Origin of the sequence: Veillonella parvula (assembly GCF_018366295.1) — a bacterium.
GTDB lineage: Bacteria > Bacillota > Negativicutes > Veillonellales > Veillonellaceae > Veillonella > Veillonella parvula_P.
In genome coordinates this window covers 50585-77165 of sequence record NZ_JAGZIJ010000002.1, presented here as the reverse complement: position 1 = coordinate 77165, position 26581 = coordinate 50585, and the positions used below count along the sequence as shown (strand labels likewise).

Genomic DNA, 26581 nt, shown 5'->3' with positions numbered 1-26581 from the left:
TTGTTTATGTTGTTTTTATGTTATAATGAGCACAACGTATGAAAGTGAGGCTTTCATCAAAACAGATCGGACTATATTGCACTGCGTATCGGATTGAGATAAAAATAGAAGTCTCTTGCGGTTGAAGCATCTGATAGTGCACTATACTCATTTGCTACGGCAAATGGCACACAAACTAGGAACGGCAAAATTTGATAGCGCATTTTTGCGCCCATTTGACGAGACGCTAGTATAATAGCGCCTTTTTCTTTGTGTGACATTTCCTCGTGGCATAGATCAATTCAAGTGATAGGTGAGAAAAACTATGTTAAATAAATTAATGAACAAAATTTTAGGAGGAACTGTGAATACAACAGATAATCAGGTTACTGCGCAAGTGAAAGCAGAACCAACAGTAGCAAAAACTGCTACTCTTACAGCTGCGGCTGAAGGCGAGCAAAAACAAACGCGTCGCCGTACAAATACACGCCGCCCTGCTGGCGAAGGTCGTACGCGCCAACAAACAGCTGGTGAAGGTGAGGGTGCAACACGCCAACGCCGTTCTACAAATACTCGCACAAGTGCGAATGGTGGCCGTACTAATACGACTCGCCGTACAAATACACGTCGCAATGCCGAACAAGGTGAAGGTCAAGAACGCAAAACTCGCCAAACTCGTGCACCGCGTGGTGAAAATACACGTAATACGCGTACTAATAATGGTCGCAATGGTCAAAATGGTCAGAACCGCAATAATAACCGCCCAAATAACCGTTCTACAGGTTGGAATAATCAAGAGGAACAAGTGGAATTAGTCGGTCGTACGCCAAATGGCGCCAACAAGGGAAAATTCCAAATCATTCCATTAGGTGGGCTTGGTGAAATTGGTAAAAATATGACCATCTTCCAATACGAGGACGAAATTATCGTTCTTGATTCAGGGCTTGCATTCCCTAGTGAAGATATGCTTGGCGTAGATATCGTTATTCCTGATATGAGCTATATCATCGAGAATAAAGACCGCGTGAAAGCTGTCGTAATTACTCATGGTCATGAGGACCATATCGGTTCTTTGGCGTACCTTATGAAAGAAATTAGTTGCCCAGTATACGCAACAAACCTCGTTTGTGGATTAATCGAAGGCAAGTTTAAAGAACATAAGGTATCTCCAAAATGTCTTCGTACGATTGCTGCCGGCGATGAAGTTCAAATTGGTCAAGTGACTGTTGGTTTCATCCAAACAAATCACTCCATTCCTGACTCCTGCGCTGTATACTTTAATACACCAATCGGGACGGTTCTTCATACAGGGGACTTTAAAATTGACCAAACCCCAGTTGATGGCCGTTTGATGGATATGCACAAATTTGCTGAGCTCGGTAACAAAGGCGTATTAGCGCTATTATCGGACTCTACAAATGTAGAAAAACCAGGTACTACCGGTTCTGAAAGTTCTGTAGGTCCTGCGATTAAACAAGCTGTTGGAGAAGCAAAAGGCCGCGTTGTTTTGGCAACATTCGCATCCAACGTATCCCGTATCCAACAAGCTATTGATGCGGCGGTTATGTTCAACCGTAAGGTTGTAGTTATGGGCCGCAGCATGGTCAATGTTACAGAAATCGCCCAAGAGCGCGGATACTTGAATATTCCACCAAATACAATTATCGACGTAGATGTAATGCACAACTACACAGATGACCAAATCATGATCTTAACGACTGGTTCTCAAGGTGAACCGATGGCAGGCTTGTCCCGTATGGCAACAAGCAATCATCGTACTGTAGAATTGGCACCGAATGATACTGTTATCATCTCCGCTACACCAATTCCAGGCAACGAAGGTGCTGTAGGTAGAACTATCGATAACTTACTTCGTTTAGGTTGTAATGTGGTATATGGTAAAGACCGTGGTATCCACGTATCTGGTCATGCGAGCCAAGAAGAGCTTAAAACAATGCTTAACCTTGTTCGTCCAGAATACTTTATCCCAGTTCATGGTGAGTACCGTATGTTGCGTCGTCATGGTGAACTTGGTGTGGCCATGGGCGTAGATCCTAAGAAAGTTCTTATCGGTGATAATGGTCAAATCTTTGAATTTGATAAAGATGGTGGTCGCAAAGGCGGCCGCGTACAAGCTGGCGCTATCTTCGTTGATGGCCTTGGCGTTGGTGACGTAGGTAATATCGTTATCCGCGACCGTCAACAATTGGCACAAGAAGGTATGGTTATCGTTGTTATGGCGATGGACAAAGCTTCCGGTACTATCGTAGCTGGTCCAGACCTCGTATCTCGTGGCTTCGTATACGTTCGTGACGCAGAAGAACTTATGCTTGCTGCAGAGCGCCGCGTAGAACAAGTTCTTGAAGATTGCGAAATGCAACGCATCAAAGACTGGACAACTATTAAGCAAAACGTACGTGATGCATTGGGTAAATTCTTCTATGATAAAACCCGTCGTCGTCCTATGATCTTGCCGATTATTCAAGACGTATAATCTTATATAATACAGAAAAGTACCGCACCTCATGGTGTGGTACTTTTGACATTTTAAAAGAGCAATAAAAACTACCATTAATAGCACTGCTATCGCATTCGTCTACTATATGGGGTATTTGAAGTTACCGTTTTAAACTGTTATAATTAAAAGATACCAATTAATATATCTTCTTATGTAAGAATGGTGATTTATGAATAAAACAAATACAAGAGCGATGGTGGAAACTGCCTTTGTATCGACCATTGTTGCTATGTTGACTATAATTGGGGCAGTCATGCCGTTTTCAGCTTTTCTAGCAACTATGGTAGCTCCAGCAGGTATTTCTATCATTGGTATCCGTTGGGGTAGTAGATATAGCTGTACTTCCTCAATAGTAGCCTTTATATTAGTAACACTCTTTCTTGGACCATTAATTGCTATGTCTACCATTTTAGTATATTCATTGCCTAGTATATTTTTGGGGGAAGCTTTTAGAGCAAACTGGTCTTTTAGAAAGTTAATATTAGTGCCTGCTGCTGTATTGCTTGGTATGGGCCTCTTACAATTAGTGGTTGCTAATAGTTTTGCATCTGTAGATTTTATTAGCTTAGGACAAAATGTAAATAATGAGTTAAAAGAAGCTATGATTGAGTCTATACGACAGCAATCAGCACCGCAAGAACAGATTGATACGATGATTCAGCAACTTAATTATTCATTTGCTCAAGCAGAACGTATGATGTTGTCATTATGGTTCTGTGCATGCTCTATCATAACGTATATCATGGCTAAGTTAGTATCTTATATTGGTCGTCGAACTAATACAGTTCATAGAGAATTACCTCCCATGGCTACTTGGCGTATGCCGATTTGGGGTGCTGGAGTTCTAGCCATAGGGATTATTATTATTTATGGCTTATCCTATATTGGATATGATAATAGTTTACTTAAAGATATCGGAATGAATGTTGCTTTTGTGGGGGATTTCATTTGCTTAGTTAATGGTATTACCTGTTTAATGGCAGTTATGAAAAACTATGGAGTAAATGGATTCTTTCAATTTATAATTCTTTTCTTCTTATATACAATGAGTCCGTATGGTCTTGTTTTCTATGGTATTTTTGATATGTTTTTAGATATGAGAGCACGTTTCGAAAAACGTAGCTCATAATAGAAAGGAGGCCGTTATGAAATCCTTTCAACGGAGATGGAAAGGTTTAGAAATTACCATTGTTGCCGTTCTCGTATTATTGCTATTATTGCTGGCCTATTTAAATTGGGCTATTGCGATTTTAGCATTAATCATTGTAGTAGCGGCGTATTTGGTTAATTATAATACCCTTCATAACCGGCGTCGTTTAGCAAGAGAACAGTTTAGTGCGATGATGAAAAATGTCACACAAGCTTCTAATTTTGCTTTACAAAATTTGCCAATGGGGATTGTTCTTGTTAATAAACAAGGCACATTGGTGTGGAATAATAGTGTTTTCGCTGACTGGGTTAAGGTCGACTGGAATAAGCTCCAAAAAATGTCTGCCTTGTTACCTGGTTTCCGTATCGATAAAATCTGGGGTAAGTCCGGATATATGACGGAAAAATATGAAAATCGATATTTTCAAATTATTTATAAATTTATCGATCCTCGGGATACCCGATCAGATATTGATAGTGAAGATGAACTGGCAGAACATGCAGTGATGGCATTGTACTTCAAGGACATTACAGACCTAGAAAAAGCCCGTATTAAAGCCGAAGAGGGGCAACCTGTATGGGGTATGATTCAAATCGATAATCTCGAAGAATTGACAAAAGGCCTTAGTGATCGTGAGTATACTAGTATTTGGACAGATATAAATAATATCATTATGGATGAAATCGATCGCTACGAAGGTTTTATTCGTAACTTCCAAGATGATATGTATACCTTTGCCATTTCTCGTGGTGCGCTTCATGAGATGGAGGAAGATGGTTTTAAAGTGCTCGAACGAATCCGTAAAGTACCATCTCCACGTCAAGTACCAGCTACGATTTCCATTGGTATTAGTGAAAATGTAGGCTCTGTGAAAGATGTATCTGGTCGTGCTCGTGCAGCCTTAGATATCGCCTTAGGTCGCGGTGGTGACCAAGTCTGTATTATGGATGGTGAAAGTACACGTTTCTTTGGTGGTAATACGGCAGGCGTTGAAAAGAATACGCGCGTTCGTGCTCGTGTTGTATCTCAAGCAATACATGAGCTTATGATTGATTCTGATAAGATTCTTATCATGGGGCATCAACGTGAAGACTACGATGCATTAGGTGGTATTATCGGTGTAGCCGCCATTGCTCGAGCACTTGGTAAAGACGTGCGCATTGCACTTTCAAAAGAAACTAGCGCCATTGATAAAATGGTGAATGTTCTTAACGAGTCAGAGTTCTGGAAAGAGAATATTATTACTGCAGAAGCTGCAAGAGTATGGGTAGATGCGAATACGCTCACTGTCGTGTGTGATACGCATCGTCAGGAAATGGTGGCGGCTCAAGAGGCGCTTGAAATTTCTGAACGACGCATCGTTATCGACCATCACCGTCGTGCAGCGGACTTTGTAGAAAATCCATTACTTACCTATTTGGAACCATCTGCATCGTCTACATCTGAGCTCGTAACAGAGCTTGTACAATATGCAGGTGTTCCTGTGAAACTTTCAAAAGCGGAAGCTACAGGCATTTATGCAGGTATCGTATTAGATACGAAGAACTTTGTTCAACAAACTGGTGCGCGTACCTTTGAGGCTGCAGCATTTTTGCGCCGTGCAGGAGCGGATATCGACAGAGTTAAACAATTGTTTATTGAAACTTTCGATTCTATCCAATTGCGTGCTAAAATGGTATTTGAAGCAAGTCGTACTGAAGGGATTGCTATTTCCGTAGCGCCTGAAGGTTTGAAGGATATGATGGCGTTGGCTGCACAAAGTGCGGACATGCTCATTAGTAATGAAGATATTGAAGCAGCTTTTGTACTATATTCCCTAAATGATGGCGGTATCGGCGTCAGCGCTCGATCCAAAGGCAAGGTGAACGTACAAGTTGTAATGGAAGCCTTGGGTGGTGGCGGTCATAGAACTGTGGCTGGTGCTCAATTACAAGGTATGACCATAGAGGAAGCGAAGCAGGCCATTTTGGAGCATGCTCTTGATGCGCTTCATTCCGTAGAACAAGAGGAGGAACAACAATGAAAGTAGTATTGTTAGAAGACGTTAAAAAAGTTGGTAAAAAGGGCGAAATCGTTGAAGTTAGCGACGCATATGGTCGTAATGTATTGATCAAAAAAGGCCTCGGCCTTGAAGGTACAGCAACTAACGTAAATAATGCGAAACAAAAACAAGAATCCATTGCTCATAATAAAGCCGTTGCAAATGACGAAGCTAAGATCTTGGCAGCTCAATTGACTAAGGTTGAAGTAACTGTAAAAGTTCGTATGGGCGAAGAAGGCCGTGTATTCGGATCCGTTACTGCTAAAGATATTTCTGATGCTGCTAAAGCTCAATACAAAGTAGATATCGATAAAAAGAAAATCGAAATTAAAGAACCATTGAAAACATTGGGCGTACATGACGTATTAGTTCGTGTTCATCCTGAAATTACAAGTACTATCAAGGTTAATGTAGTAGCCGAATAATAGTATTCACCATGCTCTTTGAGTATGGTGAATTCTTTTATCCATAGTGGTTGTGTGAAGGGGATTATCATGGATGTACGCATTCCACCGCATAATCTAGATGCGGAAAAGGCCGTTTTGGGGGCTTTATTAACTAATGGATCCAATATGGGTGCCGTTGTAGATACGGTGACGAGTATTCTTAAATCTGAAGATTTTTACCGAGATGCACATCGTATTATTTACGATGCTATTCTAGAAATCGTGCATGCCAATAAGACGGCTGACTTTATCACAGTTGGTGAAGAACTAGACCGTCGTAAGCGCCTTGATGCAGTAGGTGGTCTTGCTTATATTACATCTCTTGCGAATGAATCGGTTTCCTACAATGTAGAGGAACATGCGAAAATCATCAGCGAGAAAGCTCAGTTGCGCCGCCTCATCGATGCAGGGAATAAAATCGTAGGCATGACGTATGCTGGCGAAGATGAGCCGACGGCAATCCTCAATAAGGCAGAGCAAATGGTGCTAGACGTAAGCGGTCAAACTCAGTCTGAATCCTCCTTTGCAGCTATTGGTGAAGTGGTTTTATCTAATCTAGATAAACTTAATGCACTGCAACAGCATGATGGTGCTATTACAGGTGTGCCAACAGGCTTTAAAGATGTGGACCATATTTTCAACGGCTTACAAAAATCTGACCTCATCCTCGTAGCGGCTCGTCCTGCGATGGGGAAAACAGCTTTCACCTTGAACATCGCTCAAAACGTAACGATGTTGTACGACAAGACGGTGGCGTTCTTTTCCCTGGAAATGGGCAAGGAACAGCTCGTTGGTCGTATTTTGTCCTCCGTGGCAGGTGTGAGCTCTGAAAAATTGCGCCGTGCGAACATGGATCCTGCTGACTGGGAAAAGGTTATTGCCGCAGCGGACCGCATGAGTAAATCCAAGCTCTTTATCGATGACACGCCGGGTCTTACCGTACAAGATATGCGCTCCAAATTGCGCCGTCTCAAGGTGGAACATGGTCTTGATCTCGTTATCGTCGACTATATTCAGTTGATGCAAGGTCGCAACGCTGGCAAGGGCAGCGAGAACCGTCAACAAGAGGTGTCCGAAATCTCTCGTAATCTTAAATTGATTGCTCGTGAATTTAACGTACCGGTTATCGCTTTGTCTCAGTTATCTCGTAGTGTTGAAAGCAGACCAGACAAACGGCCTGTACTTTCGGACCTTCGTGAATCTGGTTCCCTCGAGCAAGATGCGGATATCGTTATCTTCTTGTACCGCGATAAATATTACGATGAAAACTCTGAAAAAGGGGACAATGCAGAGGTCCTCATTCGTAAACATCGTAATGGCTCCGTCGGTACTGTGGAACTCCAATTCGTTGGAGAATTAACACAATTTAGAGACGTAGAATTCCGAGACCTAGGGCCGGAACAATAATGAAAACTATCGTGGGGGGGCCTATATTGATGGGGCCCCGTGACATAGCTACATTTTAATTAAAAAGAAAGGACTATACTTCTTTGCTCCTCGTGACCTGATGTCGCTGCATAAGTATAGTCCTTTCTTTTTATCACTGTAGATATGAAGGTGTCCCATCAATATAGTGGCACTCGATAGTTTTCGTTGTATTGTTGGGAGAGGAGCGTATGATGGTTAGAGGTACTGAGTTTTTTGTGTTTTACTTCTTTTGTGTGGCTCTTGGGTTAATAATTAGTGGGTTGTATTTAATTATCAAACGATTTTTATTACGTCGCAATGGAACTCCAGTAACGATTGTGTCTATACTTCCACGAGTTACAAAGGAAATACCATTTAGAGTGATTGGTGCGGATAGATATATTTATGGTTATGATATTAAGTATATTTTGAATGGTGAAACTCATACTGCTGAGAGTGTAGAGTTTTATATTCCTTTTGCACCAACCAGTGGACCTATGGTTCAATTTAGTCCGACAGGTGTGCTTGCAAAAAATGGAGAAGTAAGTATAGATAATGTGACGATAACTATTGAGTATGGCGCTGTTTCAATTGTATTAGGGGGATTAGTGTTATTAAGTTTGTTTTGATAGAAATAAATTAGCTATCTTTAATAGTTTGTTAAACATATGGCATCTAACATTAGATTATATATCTAGTGTTAGGTGCTTTTTATTTTTCTATAAAATTACCTTTATAAAGACAAACATATGTTTGAAAATACTGCGAATTTTTGTTATACTAGTCATACAAATTCTTGTGTTCTTAATTTTTGTAAAAGCTAGTTGTTTAGCGCTTTAGGGAGGTGTTTGTATGGGTTCAGCTGATACGGATCGGCTGTATATGTGTATTGATTTGAAGTGTTTTTACGCATCTGTAGAATGCGCCGATTTGGGACTGGATCCGTTTACAACACCTTTGGTGGTGGCCGATGGTTCTCGTGGCAAGGGGGCTATTACGTTGGCTATTTCTCCAGCCTTAAAAAAGTTAGGTGTTAAAAATCGCAGCCGATTATTTCAGATTCCACCGCATATTGAGTATTTGACGGTGAAGCCACATATGAAGCGGTATATGCAGGTATCTGCTGAGATTTATGGAACCTTGCTCAAGTATGTGGCGCCCGAAGATGTACATGTGTACTCTATCGACGAGTATTTCATCGATATCACGCCTTATTTGCCATTATATAAAAAGACGCCTCGTCAGTTGGCGCAGATGTTGCTTGATGCGGTGCTAGCGGCAACGAAGATTTATGCCACCGTTGGGATTGGAACGAATTTGTTTCTCGCCAAGATTGCCCTCGATATTTTGGCGAAACATGCACCTGATTTTATAGGTTATCTTGATGAAAGCCTTTTTAAAGAGAAAATTTGGTATCATCAGCCCTTGACCGATATATGGCAGATTGGTAAGGGCATAGCTAATCGTTTGCATAAGTATGGTGCTTATGATTTACATGGTATTACCATGATTCCAGAAGCGAAGTTGTACAAGGAGTTTGGCATTAATGCAGAGCTCATCATTGACCATGCTTGGGGCCGTGAGCCTTGTACGATTGCGGATATCCATGCGTATCGCCCCATTAAGCACTCTATCTCGCACAGTCAGATTTTGTTGCGCAATTATACCTATGAAGAGGCATGCGTGCCTATGCGTGAAATGGTAGAGTCCTTGGTGTTAGAGCTTTTACAAATTAAAGGGGTTACAAATCATATCTATGTTCATATCGGCTATGCTAATGAAATGATGCGCTCTACAGGAGGTTCTAAAAAGCTTAAGCAGTATACAGATTCTCTACAGACCTTGACGACGGCGGTTATTAAATTATACGAGCAGCATTGCCATAAGAATGAGCTCATACGGCGTATAGGGGTCAGCTTTGAGGATTTAGTCAATCGATCCGCCATACCTCAAGAGGTGGACCTATTTAGCACTCTTACTACAAATGAAGAGGAAAAAGAGCGACAGGTACAAGAGGCTATGCTATCCATTAAGAAACAGTTTGGTAAGAATTCTATTTTGCGTGCATCGAGCTTACAAGAGGAAGGAACCATGCGCTTTAGAAATACCTTGGTAGGCGGTCATAATGGGGAATAGATATTATAATGGATACATTGGAAATACATTAGTCGCGTAAGGGGAGGTATACATTAATGAAACATCGCATGTCTCGGTTACAGCGAGCAAAACAATTTATGCCCTTTGCGGCATTGAGGGGATTTGAAGCGTTATTAGCCGCTGTAGCAAAGCCAAAAGAAAATCGGGCAGAGTTATCAGAGGATCAAATAGACGAGTTAAATACAGTTTTACAATCTGTACGTTGTGGGGAGTGGGTACGAATCGTTTACTACAACAAACGAAAATATACGGAACTTATAGGAGCTGTTGATATGATTAGTGAGCAATTACAAATTCTATCTGTACAAGGAACTGTTATTCCTTTCAGATATATTAAAGAGCTAAACTTGTATGATATATAAATATAAATGATGGCTTTTACTGTGTATGGTAAATAGACTAGAGTTAAGAAATAATTAGGTATACAATAGTATCATGGGTAAATATAGCTTTATAAAGATTTCTTTAGTTTTGTTGACTCTAATATACCTATATAATTTTTCGTGTTTTTGACTTAGAAAGGCGGTGTATGTAATGCATGATGTCATATCATTACTTATAAATCGCTATGATTTTTTCCTCCAGCTATTATGGGAGCATATAGAAATTTCAGTATTAGCTTCTGTTATTGCTACCATCATCGGTGGCTTATTGGGTGTGTTTATATACGAATATAAACGGCTAGCTGCGCCAGTTATGGTAGTGGTTAATTTCCTATATACAATTCCATCTATATCGATGTTAGGCCTTTTGTTGTACGTATCAGGTGTTGGTAATACGACGGCTATCATTGCATTGGTTATATATGCTTTATTACCGATGGTACGAAATACATTTACTGGTCTTAACCAGATTGATCAAGCCATGTGTGAAGCGGGGATTGCATTAGGGCTCACGCGGATTCAACGTTTGTGGAATATAGAGATTCCTTTGGCTATGCCGACTATTATGGCTGGTATACGGACCATGCTCGTTATGACCATTGCCTTGACAGGTATTGCGTCCTTTATTGGTGCTGGTGGCTTAGGTGTAGCGATTTATAGGGGGATTACAACGAATCAAAGTGCTTTGACAATTGCAGGCAGTCTACTGATTGCCCTATTAGCCATTACCGTTGATGCTCTCTTTTCTTTAGGTGAAAGAGTAACGCGTATTAGCCCTCATATGAAGCGCTATACGATTATATTTGTTTCGATGATGATGATAATTGCGATGGGTATAGGTGGTTGGGCTATGTATTGCCGTCATGTGAAGACCGATGTTATTCATATTGCAACGAAACCCATGACGGAACAGCTTATTTTGGGGAATGTTTTAAAAGAATTGATCGAGAAGAAGACTGATTTAACCGTAGAGGTTACAGAAGGTGTCGGTGGTGGTACATCAAATATTCAACCAGCTATGCTTTCTGGCCAATTTGATATATATCCTGAATATACTGGTACAGCTTGGTCTGCTGTGCTAAAACGTACGGATACGTATGATGAAAGTCTATTTAATGAGCTTTCACAGGCCTATAAAGAGAAATATAATTTTGAGTGGGTCGGCATGTACGGTTTTAATAATACCTATGGCATAGGGGTGCGTAATGAAATTGCTCAGAGTTATGGCGTAAAAACGTATTCTGATCTTGCTCGTATAGCACCATCCCTAACATTAGGAGGGGAATATGATTTCTTTGGACGTGAAGATGGCTATGCTGGATTACAACGCGTGTATGGCATGAGATTTAAAGCTACTAAAGATATGGATATAGGGCTAAAATATACGGCTATTAGTCGTGATGAGGTGGATGTAATGCCGATATTCACGACTGATGGTCAATTAAGTATCGCACCGATTACGGTGTTACAAGATGATAAACATTTATATCCATCTTATATGTCTGGCAATGTGGTACGTAGCGAAGTATTGATTGCTCATCCTGAACTGCGCCCTGTATTAGAAAGTTTGAATCATACGATTACAGATCAAGAGATGGCGAAGATGAATTACGCCGTTGAAACGGAACATCAACTACCAGCTGATGTAGCACATAAATTCCTGGTAGAACGAAATTTGATATAAGGTGAATATAGTTAGAACTAAAGTAAATAAAATTTGATATATGTTGAATATGATTTTGTATTGACATTTAATCTCCTTTGATGTAATATAAACATATGAACAGGTATTCATATAAATAAAAATATCTGATGAAAAATGTTTAGGAACATATATAACAAGATATGAAACAAGATATGTCTAATAAGTATTAGAAAAATATTACCTATTAACTTACAATACAGGATAGAAGCGTTCACTATTATCAAAGGAGATATCATGGAAGAAACATTGTTATTGAAGGATTTGAACTGTCCGAACTGCGCAGCAAAAATTGAAGATCGTATCTGTAAAATGGATGTGGTAGAGACTGCCAATTTCACACTTGCTACACATCAATTAAAATTAACCGGCTCTTGGGAAGACCGTGAAGCTCTTAAACGTGACATTCAAGACATTTGTGATGCCATCGAAGAGGGCATAACCGTAGCAGATTATGAACGTAAATCCAAAGCGGCTATGGATGATCATGGTCCTGACCAGGATCGTGATGGTGATGCTGTAACAATTGCAGTCATCGTAGCAGGCTTGTTATTTATGATTTATGATGTTTTGTCATCCTTTGTCCCATCCATCAGCTTACCAGAGAGTATTGAAACTCCAATTTACTATGTTGCGTATATTCTTCTTGCGTTCCCAGTATTGCGCATCGCAGGTCGCAATATCTTAAAAGGCCAAGTGTTCGACGAGAACTTCTTGATGTCTATCGCTACATTGGGTGCTATTGCTATCGATGCATTGCCTGAGGCCGTAGGCGTTATCTTGTTCTACCGTATCGGTGAGTTCTTCGAAGAAAAAGCAACTGATCGTAGTCGTACAGAAATCATGAACGCTGTTGATATGCGTCCTCAAGAGGTGCGCGTTGTAGATACAGACTGCGGTGGTGAAATCGTAGTTATGGCTCCTGAAAAGGTTGAAGTAGGCTGGACTATCGAAGTTCGTCCTGGCGATTTAATTCCTCTAGACGGCACAGTGCTTGAAGGTGAAACACGCGTTAATACAGCACCTGTAACAGGTGAACCTGTACCTGTTCGCGCCGTACCTGGCACTCAACTTATGTCTGGTTGTATCAACGAATCTGGTCGCATTACAATGCGTGTAGATAAGGTTCTTGAAGAATCCATGGTTACTAAAATTCTTGATGCCGTGGAAAATGCAGCATCCTCTAAACCTAAAATCGACCGTTTCATTACTCGTTTTGCTCGCGTATACACACCAATCGTTGTAGCTTTTGCATTGGCTGTAGCTATCATCCCATCCCTTATTACTGGTGAATGGCATAAATGGATCTACACAGCCTTAACATTCCTCGTTATTTCTTGCCCATGTGCATTGGTGCTTAGCGTGCCACTTGCATTCTTCTCCGGTATCGGCAATGCGTCTAAACACGGTATCTTATTAAAAGGTGGTCGAGTTATCGAGGCGTTGGCTAATGTGAAAGCAGTAGCTCTTGATAAAACTGGTACTATCACATCTGGTGAGTTCAAAGTTCACAGCGTAGAAACTGTAGGCTCTCATGTAAGTTCCAGTCAATTGTTATCCATGGCGGCAGCTATCGAAGCCGTTTCTACACATCCAATCGCAACAAGCATCGTGTCTGAAGCAAAAGATCAAGGCCTTACAGTGGAACCTTCTGATTTCGTTCAAGAGTTAGCTGGTGAAGGTATGGTAGGTATGGCAGATGGTCAACAAGTACTTATTGGTAACCGTCGTCTTATGGAACGCTATAATGTGCAAGGCTATCCAACAGAAGCTGCTGAATATGGCACAGAAGTTCTTGTCGCAGAAGGTAATACATACTTAGGTCGTATCATCATCGCCGATGAAGCTCGCCCAGACTCTGCTGAAGCGATTGCTAATCTTAATGGTCAAGATATTAAAACTGTTATGCTTACAGGTGATGCTGAAGCAAGTGCAAATTACATTGCTAAAGAAACTGGCGTAAGTGCTGTACGTGCTCAGTTGTTGCCTCAAGATAAATTGTCTGTTGTACAAGATATTCGCTCTGAATATGGTCCAACTATGTTCGTAGGGGATGGCATCAACGATGCTCCAGTACTTGCAGGTGCTGATGTAGGTGGCGCGATGGGTAGTGGTGCTGATGCGGCTATCGAGGCGGCAGATGTTGTGTTCATGCGTCCATCCTTGACTGCCATTGCACATATCCTAGACTTGTCCAAAGCAACATTGCGTGTTGCTTGGCAAAATGTAGTATTCGCTATTGCCGTTAAAATTCTTATCATGGCGCTAGGCCTTATGGGCTATGCATCCATGTGGTGGGCGGTATTCGGTGATACTGGCGTATCCATTCTTTGTATTTTGAACTCTATTCGTATCTTGCGCCGTTAATTTGGTGAAAGTAATCTTATAGATTAATGCAGAAATATAACAAATGACATGATTCTGATTTGACAGAGTAGGATAAAACAAATAACCTCTATATTAGCGATAAGCTAGTATAGAGGTTATTTTTATAAGATTTAACCTAATGATATATTGCTGATTATTTGTTTGCATACTTACTCACTGTAAGTTTTAGTGGTTTAATCTTTTGGTGGATTTTTTAGTTTAGCAGCTTTATTAATCTATGTGCTCGCTAGATTTTTTGGTAGATTTGATAAAAGGATGTTTTGAGATGCTTTTAACATATACAATTGTGCATTGTTAATAGACATAAAGTGATTTATGTATATACTACATAAACAAAACTTTCACAATTGAATTGAATAATAGCTATAAAATAGTATATAATTTATTAGATGATTACTATATGTTCGTTGAAAGGAGGGATAGCATGATCACGGTGTACAAACACATAGAAGAAGAGTTAGTTTCGGACTGCACTGTATCAGATGCCACAAAAGGTTCTTGGGTAAATTTGGTGAACCCAGACCCCGATGAGTTGTCCCTCATCAATATTTTGACGGAAATTCCAACGGACGTTTTAAAGACCGCCCTCGATATGGAAGAACGTTCTCACGTGGAGTTAGAGGACAACTATATTTTCGTGGTTATCAACATTCCTGCGATTCGCGGTAATGATATGTACGATACGGTGCCGCTCGGTATCTTTTTGACGCCTGACTTCTTCATTACTGTATGTCTTGAAGAATCCGAGGTGTTGTATCCGTTCATTTCAAACCAACTGTCTACATTCTATACATATAAAAAGACGCGGTTCTTGTTCCAAATCTTGTACCGTACAGCCACATTGTTCTTACGTTATTTGCAACAAATTAATCGCCGTACCGACGATATTGAAGTTCAGTTGCGTCATACAACGAAGAATAAAGACTTCTTCCAACTATTGGAATTACAGAAATCCATGACATACTTTACCTCTGCGTTGCGTACGAATGGAACTGTTATGGAACGCCTATTGCGCTTGCGTGGTCACAGCACTTATAGACATTTGCTCAAGATGTACGAAGAGGATGAAGATTTACTAGAGGACGTTATCATCGAGAATAAACAGGCCATCGAGATGGTTGAAATGTATTCCAATATCTTGATGAACATGATGAACGCCTTCACATCTATCATCTCTAACAACCTCAACATGGTTATGAAAATGTTGGCGGCCCTTACGATTACTTTGGCGGTGCCCACAATCATATTCAGTCTGTGGGGAACGAATGTGGCGTTGCCGTTCCAGGATGATCCGAATGGATTCTACGAAGTAGTAGGTATTTCCGTGGTGTGTTCCATCATTGCTATCATAGGCATGTGGAAAAAAGACCTATTCTAGCATATATGACAAATAACTAAAAGATTAGGGCAATACTAAATGTTAAATACAAATGAAAAAGCTGGCTGCAAGTCGGCTTTTTTGCTTGCTTATGTATTATATTATTGCTTCTTTACGTATTACGTTATTGCTTATTATTAGGTCAATTTGATATAATAGTACCGTTATGGAGAGGTGTCCGAGTGGTTTAAGGAGCTGGTCTTGAAAACCAGTGACTCCGCAAGGGGCCGTGGGTTCGAATCCCACCCTCTCCGCCATAATAAAGCCCTCTAGGTTTATGCCTAGAGGGCTTTTCAATCTTTATTCACTATGGTATGCTATCGATATATTTATTAGATATTCTGTAGAAAGGAGCTCGTATGAATCGACTTAGTTTCTCGCGAACTCAGATTTTAATTCTCGCTAGCGTGTGGCTCACGTTCTTGTTGAGCTTTGTTATGCGCTTGTCTTGGGCATCTGTTATGCCTATCCTCAATGAGGCGTTGCATTTTACAGCTAAGATGGGGGCTCAACACATTTCGGCCTTTTACTTTGGGTATGCGTTAACGGTATTACCAGGTGGCATCTTAGCCGATAAAATCGGTTATAGACGTACTATCTTGTTTAGTTTGATTGGTATGGCTGCTGTAACGGCTTTGATGAGTACCATTACAGACTATAACATGGCTTGGGGCTTGCGCTTCTTGCTAGGTGTTATGTCTGGCCCTGTACAAGCTTCTTGCTTGAGTGCTATCGGCGATCACTTCGGTCCGAACCAACGCGGTGCGGCCGTAGGTATCTTCATGAGTTGTACTTCCTTTGGTATTACTACGGTAAACCTTTACGCACCGTATGTGGCTACACATTACGGTTGGCAAACTGCATTCCTTGCTACAGCAATCTTGCCATTGGTAGTACTCGTGTTATGTTACTTCACGGTGCGTAAGCCTAGTGCAGAAGTTCTCGCACAACGAGAGGCAGAGGCTTCTGAAGCGGCTGCTAAGCTTGGCGTAGGACAAACGTCTTTAGTAGAAAACTTGAAGCACATCGTTTCTAACCGCAATATTCGTTGCTTAGCGATTGCTGGCTTCTTCGCAACAGGTACGACTTGGGGCGTAACGCAATGGGCGAACTTGTACATGGTTAAACAATTAGGTGTAACGGCTATCTATGCAGGCCAAGTCATGAGCGTGTTCGGTACGGCTGCGCTAATTGCAAAACCAACGATCGGTATTTTATCTGATATTTTGCCAATTAAGAAGAACCATTTAGCGGCGCTCGTTATGTTCTTATTTGCGCCAGCTTTAATCTTGTTTGCAAGTACGGCAAATCCAAATATGCTCTTTGTAACAGGTCCAATCCTCGGTATAGGTGCCTTTATGCATAGTGCGTTGACCAATGCCCTTGTAGTTCAATCTGCAGCGCCTCATTTACGCGGCACAACAGCGGGCTTTGTAAATTTGTTTAACCAAATTGGTGCACTCTTGGCACCACTTCTCTTGGGCAATGTCCTTGTCATGACGGGTAGCTACCAAATGTCTTTGATGTCTATCGCTATAGCGCCTATTATCGGTGCATGTGCATTGTTCTTCATTCGTCTTAAATAATATAAAAGGATCCGTAAATGAACTGCCTTTCTAAAAATTGTATCTAATTGGAGGGCAGTTCAAAACGGGTCCTTTTTGTAATTAATATGTATATTGTGTATGGTGTTCTTTTATTATATGATTGAGTCATAGTACAGGAGGGATGTAAATGGAAATCATCTGTTTTGGCGATAGCATTACGCGTGGCTATGATGTGCCTTATGGACGGGGTTGGGTCGAAATCTGTGATGCATCCATAGAGGGTGTTAATTTTACAAATTATGGTGAAGATGGCTGCTCCGTACAGGGGATGATATATAATATTGAAAATTGGGCGGTTACTGCTGTATCCGATCCAACACGTTATATTTTCTTGATGTGTGGCACTAACGATATTTTACAAGGTCGAGATAGTACCTATGTGTACAAGGCTTTGGTGAAAGCTATTGAGCTGGCTAGTACAAAAGGGAAGGTAATCATCGGTTTAGAAACTCAAATTGATAGCGATATGGACGGATTGGATCTGGTTGTACGAGAGGTTAATGAACAGCTAAAAGCTTACGCAGAGGCGCATAATATTAAAGTTATAGATTTCTATACTACCTTGTTTGAAGCAGATCAAATTGGACAAATTGTCTTTGCCGGAGAGGTTCATCCCAACGAGCGTGGTTATCGATTAATGGCGTATAAGGCATTAGAGGTCTTTACGCGATTATAACGGAGCTATAATAGAACTGGAACGGGACTATAATACAACGTAATATAAAGAACATAAAAACTCCCCTAATGAGTTGCCTCATTGGGGGAGTTAGTGATTTATAGTCTTTTGTGCTAGTGAAAGTTGGGGGCTTTCACCAGATAAAATTAAATTCGTAACGAATTATTTTTTAGATTTAGTAGATACTTTGTTATTGGACACCTTAGCAGATTGTGCAATTGCGTATGCAGTGCCTTTTACTAAATCAGAAGCTTCAGCAGTGTTGCCAGATACGGTTACAGCTGCTACAGTGTCTTCAGTTACTGCGAATAATGCAGTTGCGTAAGGATGTTGCGCACCATTTGGTACAGTTACAGCACCGGATTTAACAACGATGTAACGACCGTTATTGTTGAAAATATCGTAATGAGCCGCTTGTTTTACACCATCATAGCTTTCATTGTAAGCGAACAATGCAGCTACTTCACCATTTGCTACTTGACCAGTTTGTTGCATGGAACGCAATTTAGCAGCTGCTATAGCTGTTGGTTGAGTCATGTTTACAGTGATGCGCAAAGAGTTGTTATTTACAACTGCTTCAGTGATTACGTTTGTAGAGAATACATTCGCAACACCGTTGCCAGCACGGTTGTAAGAGCTAGCAGTTTTAACTTGGTAGCCATTAGTGTATGCAGGCAAGTCATATGTGTAAGTTTTGCCATTTAACAATAAGTCAAACGCATTTAATTGGTTAGCTTTGTAGCGAGAAATGTAGGAGCTGCCGTTGCCATTAGCTGTTACGGAGTTTACAGTTTCTTGGTATACCGGTTGGGCTTCAGTAGGGATAGGATCCATGATTTGAAGACCTACAGCTGTTGTTTGTGGTGCCACAAAGATTGGATCACCTAATTCTTTAGATACAGGCATTTGTTGAGCCATATCGCCTGCTGTATAAGGCACTGCTGGCAATGGTTTGTAACCAGGGCGCGGTGCACTTGTGGCATAACTAGTTTGGTAAGCTGGCGTAGCCGCTTGTGGTGCAGGATAAGAATATTGCTCTGCTGAAGCACGTTCATAAGCGCGTGCATTAGCATCGATAGTTGCAGCAAAAGCAGAGAAAGACATTGTTGTCGCTGCAAATACTGCAAAAGCAGTTGCTAAATGTTTTTTGTTCATAATAATTTACTCCTAAATACATGATTTTACAAATAACACAGATACTAAATTGTATTATATAGGAATTCATGCTAATTGTAAATAAAATATAAAATATTATCTTAATTATAAATAAATATAATCAGATGAGTCAAATATTGTACAATTAGCCATAGAATGTCATATTACTATATAATAATAATCAGTATAGTAATTTATTATATCGAAAAACTTCGTTTAATGCTATATCTAATTCGTATAGTGCTACAACTAATTTGTGTAGTGCTATATCTAATGCGTTAAATGATATGAGCAACATACATTTGTGAATTACATCAATTGAGATGGTGAAAGTTTCACTAGGGAGGTCTCATGAGTATTAGCGTCTATTATGGACGGGCTGGATCAGGCAAGACACGTGCCGTATATGAGCGCATACGTCAGGTCATGACAGATTGTCCAGGGGAACCAATAATTTTACTTGTTCCTGAACCTGCCACCTATCGGGTAGAACGGGAGCTAGCTGAATTTATGCCTGAAAAAGGCTTTACTACGGTTCGTGTCGTAGGCTTTGGGCGTTTGGGTTATCAGGTATATCAATCTATAGGCTCAAAAGGGGCTGGTCAATCAAGTTTATCAAGCTTTGGCCGGTCTATGTTGTTGCGCCTTGTAATGAAACGAAAGCAAAAGGAACTGGGGCTGTTAGAACAGGCTACAAAGCGGCCTGAGTTTTCCTCCGTATTGCAACAGCTCTTTTCTGAATTCCGCGCCTTCCGTGTAGGCCCTGCTGATCTAGAACGAGGGGCAGAATCTGTTAAAAATAATGTATTACAAAAGAAATTGCGCGAGCTAGCTATCTGTATGTCCGCCTATGAAGAGGAACTCAGTCGTCATGGGGAGCGCGACATCGATCCTATCATGGAAATCGTAGAGGCTTTGCCACAATCTCCTCTCATGGAGAATAGCCACGTCTTTATCGATGGTTTTCATTGGTTTACGCCCACACACTACGAGTTGATTTATACCTTGTTTGACTTGGCAAAGGAAGCCGTTATTACTATCGATTTACCGATGGCCCCAAAGGCGTTAAATCTAGTTCGTCGAGGGGAGCATCTCTTCAGCCGCCCTTTAGAGATTTACGACACCTTAGTTGCTCGTTATGGCTCTAGTATCAACTGGGTTGGCTTTGATGGGAAACGAGGACCTCAAATCGTTCAAGCGCTAGAGGCTAATTATTTTGCTAGCCCTAGTAAGAAAAATACTACAGATGCAATGATTCCGCTTATTCGAGGCTATAACAGGGAACGCGAAGCCGATGCGGTGGCTCGTCGTATTTTAGCCTATATAGACTCATCTGAAGAGGCTCGTTACCGAGATGTATGTATTATGCTCCGCGAGTCTGAAAGCTATGGTGACACTTTAGAAAAGGTTTTTGCTCGCTACGGCATTCCGCACTTTATTGACCGTCAGCGGCCTATGAAAAACCATCCATTAGGCGAGCTATTGACGGCTCTATTTGATATCGTGCGTCATAACTATAGTCGGGACAGCATGTTTCTATTGCTCAAGACGGACTTGATGCCGCTTACTCGTGAGGCTGTAGATGAGTTAGAGAACTACGTTCTCGAGTTTGGTATCGACCATTATAAATGGGAACGTGAAAGCTGGCCGTACCTACGAGGCTTTCATGAGGGGCAAGATGAAGAGAGCCACGTAGATGCACCACGCAGAGCACGTGTTAACAAAGCAAGAGAAACCATTATGGATATATTATCTCCATGGTTTGACTTTGCTGCTAATGCGGAGGGTCATACAGGGGCTGAGTGGGGTACACAACTTTATGGTTTATTAGAAATCTTACAAGTGCCAGAGCGGCTCTATGAATGGGCGAAGGACGCAGAAACTATAGGTGATCAAGAATCCAAAGCTAGTCATGAACAGATGTATAATGCGGTTCTTTCCTTTATAGACGAAATTTCTATGGTCATGAAGGATGAAATATTGACTCTGGATGAGATGATGCTCCTCCTCGAAGAAGGCCTTAGCGATGTAAACTACTCTATGATTCCACCTTCTTTAGATCATGTGGTGATTACTACCATCGAACGTGGCTACAGCCAGTGGTGGCCTAAGGTGTTTGTAATGGGTCTCAACCAAGGTGTATTCCCTCAAAGTATGGGCGATGAAGGGCTCATTAAGGATAAGGAGCGTCAAGAATTGGCCGATGCAGGAATTACCTTAGCAGAAGGGGCCTTGCCGAAGGCTTTCAACGAGAATTTCCTATTATATCTCGCCATGACACGGGCGTCTGATTCGTTGACCTTGTCCTATGCGGGCTCTGGTGAGGATGGAACAGGTCTTGAGCCATCCCTCGTTGTGAAACGATTAGAATCTCTTGGGTACATAGATCAGGCAGTAGATATTCCTCTCTCCATTGCACCTGATACAGAGGCAGATTACGTGTGGCGCCCACTCCAAAGTCTGTCATTGCTATCTGAGCGTTGGGGGGCTCTCTTTAGTGGTTATGAGGTCAATCCTCTTTGGTGGGGACTCTATAACTGGGCTCGTGAAAGCGAAACCTATCGTCCTCGTTTAGCGGAGGTGTCACGTGGCATTCGAGATAACAACGATGTGCCTGTCATAACGCAGGATTTAGTGAATGGTCTATTCTTGTCTAAAGGCTACATGTCTGGTTCTGTGACACGCCTTGAACGATACCAACAATGCCCGTTTAAGTTCTATGCCCAATATGGTTTGAAACTAGAACCACGTCCAGTACGCTCCTTTGGAGCTCCTGAAATCGGTACGTTCTTACATGCTAATTTAGAGCGCTTAGGTAATTATCTATTAGAAAATAACAAACAATGGCGTGACCTCGACGAAGAGGAACAAGAAAATCTATGCCGTACTGTGGCAGACGAAATCTTGCAAGAAAATCAGCTAGGTGAAGAAACGAGCGATGCCTACCAAAAGGCCATTGAACAGCGTGTACAGAGAACATTACATGTGACGGTAGACCGCCTCATAGAGTGGTCTAAGCGCAGCGATTTTGATACGAAGTATTTAGAGCAAGACTTTGGTCGTCAAGGTGGCTGGGATCCTATTCGAGTCCCTCTTGGTGAAAACCGTTACTTGCGACTCATCGGTCAAATTGACCGCATCGACGAATATACAAAAAATGATCAAACCTATGGCATGGTTATCGACTACAAGTCGGGTGGTGCTCATGTGACGGCCCAAGATGTCTATTATGGACTTAAACTGCAACTCATGACCTATCTGTTGGCTTTGGAGTCCGCTTATGGTAAAACACATGGCGGATCTATGTCCCCTGCGGCGGTGGTTTACTCTTACGTGAAGAACCCTAAAATCCCTGCTGATGCGCCTATATCTTATGAAGATGCCGTTTCGTTGGCTAATGAAAGCGATGCTTGGCAAAACAGTGGGTACTTCTCCGATGATATAGAGTTGTTGACGCATATTGACAATAAGTTCTTGTCCTATGGATCTAAGCGAGGGCCTTATGTGCCGATTGCTACGAAAAAAGATCAAACCATTTCTAGCAGAGATTTGCGGAAGGTTAAGTCTACAGGTGAATTTGACATAATGTGCCGCTATACAAATCACGTGATGGCTGAGACGGGTCGTCACATTGGGGAAGGGCAGTTCCCGATTAAGCCATATCAATTGAATGGCCTTAGACCTTGTACATTCTGCGACTACAGAACGGTATGTCGCTTTGACTCTAGCCGTAATCGATATAATTATTTGTCTAAATTGTCCGAAGATGATGCATTAGAACGGATGAAAGAGGTCTTAAACGACGGAAATAATAGTAGCAAAGGAGGTGAAAACCATGGGTGTTAAATGGACGCCAGAGCAGGAGTCTGCCATCATAGCGCCTAAGGACTCCTCTTTAGATAATCAGACCTTACTTGTTGCGGCCGCTGCCGGTTCAGGTAAGACAGCGGTCCTAGTAGAACGCATTATTACGCGCCTTAAGGACATGGATAATCCCTTATCTGTTCAAGCACTCATGGTTGTAACTTTCACAAAGGCTGCGGCCCAAGAGATGAGCGCTCGTATTGGCCTTGCCTTGGCTAAAGCCATGGAATCTACAGATGATGCTGCACTACAAGCGCGCCTTGAACGACAGCTCAATCTGTTGCCCTCGGCTCATATTTCTACATTGCACTCCTTTTGCCAATGGGTGATTCGTTCCTATTTCTATAAGCTCGACATTAATCCGACAGCGCGCATCGGCAATGAAGCAGAAATGGCATTGCTACAACAAGAGGTATTAGCCGATTTATTAACTAAATCCTATGAAGAGGGCCTTTATAATATCTATGAGCTAGCGGATTTCTTCAGCGATGATAAATCCGATGCAGGCTTAACGGCGAAGATTATGTCCCTGTATAACTACGCCATGTCCCTCGCCAATCCCGATGGATGGCTACGCAAAGCCTTAGAGCCTTATAAAGAGGCGATGGACATAAACCCTAGTGATACGTTGTGGGGTCAATATATGTGGTCTAATCACATGGCTGTCATCGATCGCATTCGCGAGCGCTTAGAGCGGATGGAACAAATCTTGCTCGATCCAACAGGACCTCATAAATGGCAAAACATATACGATAATCAACTGGCTGCACTAGGCATGCTTTCAGCGGCTCAAACTTGGGACGACATGGGGGAAGCTTGTAAACATATGGATACCTTTATTAAAGATCAGTTCCGTATGGGCTCAAAAGAGGCGCAAGCCTATGACCCTATATTGGTGGCAGAGTTTAAATCTTTGGGTGGTCAAAATAAAGATGACCTCAAAGCTATGCAAACCGCTATATTCACCGTTCCGGAGGCTACCTTGCAAGAGCAGTTTAAGGCTCAATATCCAATCATAGAAGGGTTAGTAGAACTGACGATTGCGTTCCATCAAGCGTATCGGGATATGAAACAAGAGCAAGGCATCATGGATTTTAGCGACCTTGAGCATCTATGCTTGGCCCTTCTCGTTGAGCCTGGCACAGAGGATGATCCTCAGCCATCTGAAGTAGCGAAGGAACTACAAGATACTTTCAAAGAAATCATGGTTGATGAATACCAAGATACGAACGGCGTGCAAGAGACGATTATTAACTTGATTTCTCGCATCGATAATAGGTTTTATGTGGGGGACGTGAAGCAGGCTATTTATAGCTTCCGTATGGCCGATAGTTCTCTGTTCATGGAGAAATATAATACGTACGGCGGCAATGATGCGGTAGAACGTCGTATCGACCTAGCGAAGAATTTCCGATCTCACGAAAATATCTTGGCTGCAACGAATTTCTTGTTCTACCAAATCATGACGGCAGACGCGGCAGAGCTCAATTATACAGAGGCTGAATCGCTCATTCCTGGCCGCATCGTAGAGGATGCGCCAGAGGATTGGATCGGTGGTGACGTGGAATTACAGCTCTTAGATGTGAGTAAGGATACCCTTGGTGCTAGTGAAAGTGACGAGGACGAAGGAGATGATCCTGAAAACAACGAGCGTGAGCTAGATTTCATCATTCAAAAAATCAAGGAAATTCATGCGGCTAAGAAGCAGGTACAAAATCCAGATGGCACATTCCGTCAAATCGAGTGGCGAGACTTTGCTATTTTGCGCAGATCCTTAGCGGGCTGGGGCACCCGTGCCGTAGAAGCCATGCGGCAAGCGGGGATTCCTGCAGTTGTAAATGAGCGAGACGGTTACTTTGAAGCCCAAGAGATTCAACTCTTATTGGCGTTGTTATCCGTCATAGATAATCCGGAACAAGATTTACCGATGGCTGCCGTGTTGCACTCTGGCCTGGTAGGTCTTGATGCCAATGAACTAGGTGCATTGCGCCTGTCTGGTGATGGCTCCTTATGGTCTCTTATGCCAGCCTATGCAGAAGAGGCTCAAGATGAGCGTTTATTGGCCTTTATTGGGCATATGGAAAGGTGGCGCACCTTATCGCGTCGTCATGGTGTGACCGACTTGTTGTGGGATATTTACGAATCTCAAGACTATGTAAACTATGTGGGAGCTATGCCGAATGGCCTCGTTCGCCGTGCCAATGTGCTCGCCTTATACGATAGAGCCAAGGGCTATGAAGCCTCTGGCTTCCGAGGGCTCTTTAGGTTCTTGCGCTTTGTGGAAAGCTTACGCGACAGCAACCAAGATATGCCTCTTGCCAATGTGGTGAGCGAGGCAGACAATGTGGTGCGCCTCATGACCATCCATAAGAGTAAGGGCCTTGAATTCCCTGTAGTGTTCCTATCTGGTGTACAAAAAAGATTCAACATGATGGACTTGCGTTCAGAGCTTCTTATCGATAAAAATGCAGGTCTTGGTTTGAAAGGGTATTTCCCAGATATTCGAGTGTCCTTCCCGACCATGCCTTGGTTTTATGTGAAAGACGTAAAAGAAGCGGCCCTCAAGGCGGAGGAGCAGCGCATTCTCTATGTTGCCTTGACACGGGCACGAGATAAGCTGTTTATGACAGGCTTTATTAAAGGCTTTAAAAATTCTAAAGGTGTGTTAAGCACCATAGGTGAGCTCATTAAAAATGCGGCTTCCGTAGAAACTCAACAGTTACCGACAGATATTATTACACAAGCTAATACCTATCTAGACTGGATGATCATGGGATTTGCCCGTCATTTAGATGGTGGCAATCCATTGCGCGTAGCCATTGAGTACGAAGGGCCAACTTATTTTGATTTACCGGATAAACAGTGCCGTTTAAAGGTTGAAATCCATGATGGCTCTCTTTATGGTGATCTCGATTACAAAGCGGATATCGACGAGATAACCATCAACAAGGTGCGTGAGTTAAAAGCTGTTAATTCCGTAGAATTACCGCAGGAAATCGTGGACCGCTTCAACTATAGCTATCCGTACAATGATGCTACTCGCCGAACCGCAAAAATTTCTGTCAGTGAATTAAAACGACGATTCCAAGAACGAGAACTTGAAGCAGGAACTATTGATACTTTGAATGAACCGATTGCAACGGTAGAAGTTTCAGCAGATGACCTAGCAAACTCCGTATTCGGTCGAAAGCCACAAGCATTACAGTCTGAAGATGATGTATTAACCGGTGCTCAATGGGGGACCTTGATGCATGAGGCTATGCAATGGCTACCTCTTGTGATGTATACGCAAGCTTCTTTGACGAAAGAACTCGATGCACTGGTGGCGAATGGGACTTTTACAGAGGAAGAACGGAATTTATTAAGCGATACGAGTTTGTATAAATTTTTTAGCTCTGATCTTGGTAAGCGCCTTATCAATGCAAAACGTATCGAACGAGAGTTGCCGTTTAGCATGCTCTTTGAAGGAAAACGCGTATACGACACCTTAGAGGACGGGGAAAATTTGTTCCTCCAAGGTATTATTGATACGGCCTTTGAAGAGGATGGCGAATGGGTTCTCGTAGATTACAAAACGGATCGCGTTACATCCGGAGAAGAACTCATTAAACGATATAAAATCCAAATGGACCTCTATAAAGAGGCCTTGCAGCGATTGACGGGAATGCCCGTGAAAGCATGTTACATTTATAGCTTCCGCTTGCATGATGCAATTATTGTGGACTAATGC

16 protein-coding genes and 1 tRNA gene are annotated in these 26581 nt (G+C 42.0%); 16 read left to right on the top strand and 1 reads right to left on the bottom strand.

Going from position 1 to position 26581, the window contains the following annotated elements; all coding sequences use genetic code 11:
- Positions 1 to 304 precede the first annotated feature (304 nt).
- The 14 genes from KHY58_RS03350 (at position 305) to KHY58_RS03285 (ending at position 17832) form a co-directional block, all read left to right on the top strand.
- Positions 305 to 2473: a ribonuclease J gene (locus KHY58_RS03350; protein WP_155085846.1), complete on the top strand. Its 2169-nt coding sequence runs from the start codon at positions 305 to 307 to the stop codon at positions 2471 to 2473.
- Between the two features lie 193 nt (positions 2474 to 2666).
- Complete coding sequence (locus KHY58_RS03345) at positions 2667 to 3626, top strand: DUF2232 domain-containing protein (RefSeq protein WP_278471989.1); 960 nt, start codon at positions 2667 to 2669, stop codon at positions 3624 to 3626.
- A gap of 16 nt (positions 3627 to 3642) precedes the next feature.
- Entirely contained in the window at positions 3643 to 5670 is a 2028-nt protein-coding gene (locus tag KHY58_RS03340; RefSeq protein WP_004698232.1) for a DHH family phosphoesterase, read from the top strand.
- Complete coding sequence (gene rplI / locus KHY58_RS03335; RefSeq protein WP_004694699.1) at positions 5667 to 6113, top strand: 50S ribosomal protein L9; 447 nt, start codon at positions 5667 to 5669, stop codon at positions 6111 to 6113. The genes KHY58_RS03340 and rplI overlap by 4 nt, the downstream gene beginning before the upstream one ends.
- A 69-nt stretch (positions 6114 to 6182) precedes the next feature.
- Complete coding sequence (gene dnaB / locus KHY58_RS03330) at positions 6183 to 7541, top strand: replicative DNA helicase (RefSeq protein WP_004694701.1); 1359 nt, start codon at positions 6183 to 6185, stop codon at positions 7539 to 7541.
- Between the two features lie 209 nt (positions 7542 to 7750).
- Positions 7751 to 8170 carry a hypothetical protein gene (locus tag KHY58_RS03325; RefSeq protein WP_239649300.1) on the top strand — a complete coding sequence of 140 codons (420 nt, stop codon included), beginning with the start codon at positions 7751 to 7753 and terminating at the stop codon, positions 8168 to 8170.
- A gap of 223 nt (positions 8171 to 8393) precedes the next feature.
- Entirely contained in the window at positions 8394 to 9677 is a 1284-nt protein-coding gene (locus KHY58_RS03320; RefSeq protein ID WP_278471986.1) for a DNA repair protein, read from the top strand.
- A 56-nt stretch (positions 9678 to 9733) separates the two neighbouring features.
- Positions 9734 to 10060 carry a YolD-like family protein gene (locus tag KHY58_RS03315; protein WP_004694706.1) on the top strand — a complete coding sequence of 109 codons (327 nt, stop codon included), beginning with the start codon at positions 9734 to 9736 and terminating at the stop codon, positions 10058 to 10060.
- A gap of 172 nt (positions 10061 to 10232) precedes the next feature.
- Positions 10233 to 11765 carry a glycine betaine ABC transporter substrate-binding protein gene (locus KHY58_RS03310; protein WP_156697309.1) on the top strand — a complete coding sequence of 511 codons (1533 nt, stop codon included), beginning with the start codon at positions 10233 to 10235 and terminating at the stop codon, positions 11763 to 11765.
- 255 nt (positions 11766 to 12020) lie between these two features.
- Positions 12021 to 14150 (top strand): heavy metal translocating P-type ATPase, encoded by a 2130-nt coding sequence (locus KHY58_RS03305; RefSeq protein ID WP_004698110.1) that lies wholly within the window; start codon positions 12021 to 12023, stop codon positions 14148 to 14150.
- 445 nt (positions 14151 to 14595) lie between these two features.
- Positions 14596 to 15549 carry a magnesium transporter CorA family protein gene (locus KHY58_RS03300; protein ID WP_004694714.1) on the top strand — a complete coding sequence of 318 codons (954 nt, stop codon included), beginning with the start codon at positions 14596 to 14598 and terminating at the stop codon, positions 15547 to 15549.
- A gap of 168 nt (positions 15550 to 15717) precedes the next feature.
- Positions 15718 to 15806, top strand: a tRNA-Ser gene (locus KHY58_RS03295).
- 102 nt (positions 15807 to 15908) lie between these two features.
- Positions 15909 to 17135, top strand: coding sequence for an MFS transporter (locus tag KHY58_RS03290; RefSeq protein WP_008602189.1), 1227 nt, complete (start codon positions 15909 to 15911; stop codon positions 17133 to 17135).
- 148 nt (positions 17136 to 17283) lie between these two features.
- A complete protein-coding gene (locus tag KHY58_RS03285; RefSeq protein WP_120054961.1) occupies positions 17284 to 17832 on the top strand; it encodes an SGNH/GDSL hydrolase family protein in 549 nt (182 codons plus the stop codon).
- Positions 17833 to 17994: 162 nt separating this feature from the next.
- Here KHY58_RS03285 and KHY58_RS03280 read toward each other — a convergent pair whose 3' ends face one another.
- The gene (locus tag KHY58_RS03280; RefSeq protein ID WP_021148621.1) at positions 17995 to 18987 is read right to left on the bottom strand and encodes a hypothetical protein; all 993 of its coding nucleotides are present in this window, start codon (positions 18985 to 18987) and stop codon (positions 17995 to 17997) included.
- A 351-nt stretch (positions 18988 to 19338) separates the two neighbouring features.
- Between KHY58_RS03280 and KHY58_RS03275 the strand changes: the two genes are divergently transcribed.
- Complete coding sequence (locus KHY58_RS03275) at positions 19339 to 22833, top strand: PD-(D/E)XK nuclease family protein (RefSeq protein WP_120054959.1); 3495 nt, start codon at positions 19339 to 19341, stop codon at positions 22831 to 22833.
- The gene (gene addA, locus KHY58_RS03270; protein WP_278471978.1) at positions 22823 to 26578 is read left to right on the top strand and encodes a helicase-exonuclease AddAB subunit AddA; all 3756 of its coding nucleotides are present in this window, start codon (positions 22823 to 22825) and stop codon (positions 26576 to 26578) included. Before KHY58_RS03275 ends, addA begins: the two co-directional genes overlap by 11 nt.
- Positions 26579 to 26581 lie beyond the last annotated feature (3 nt).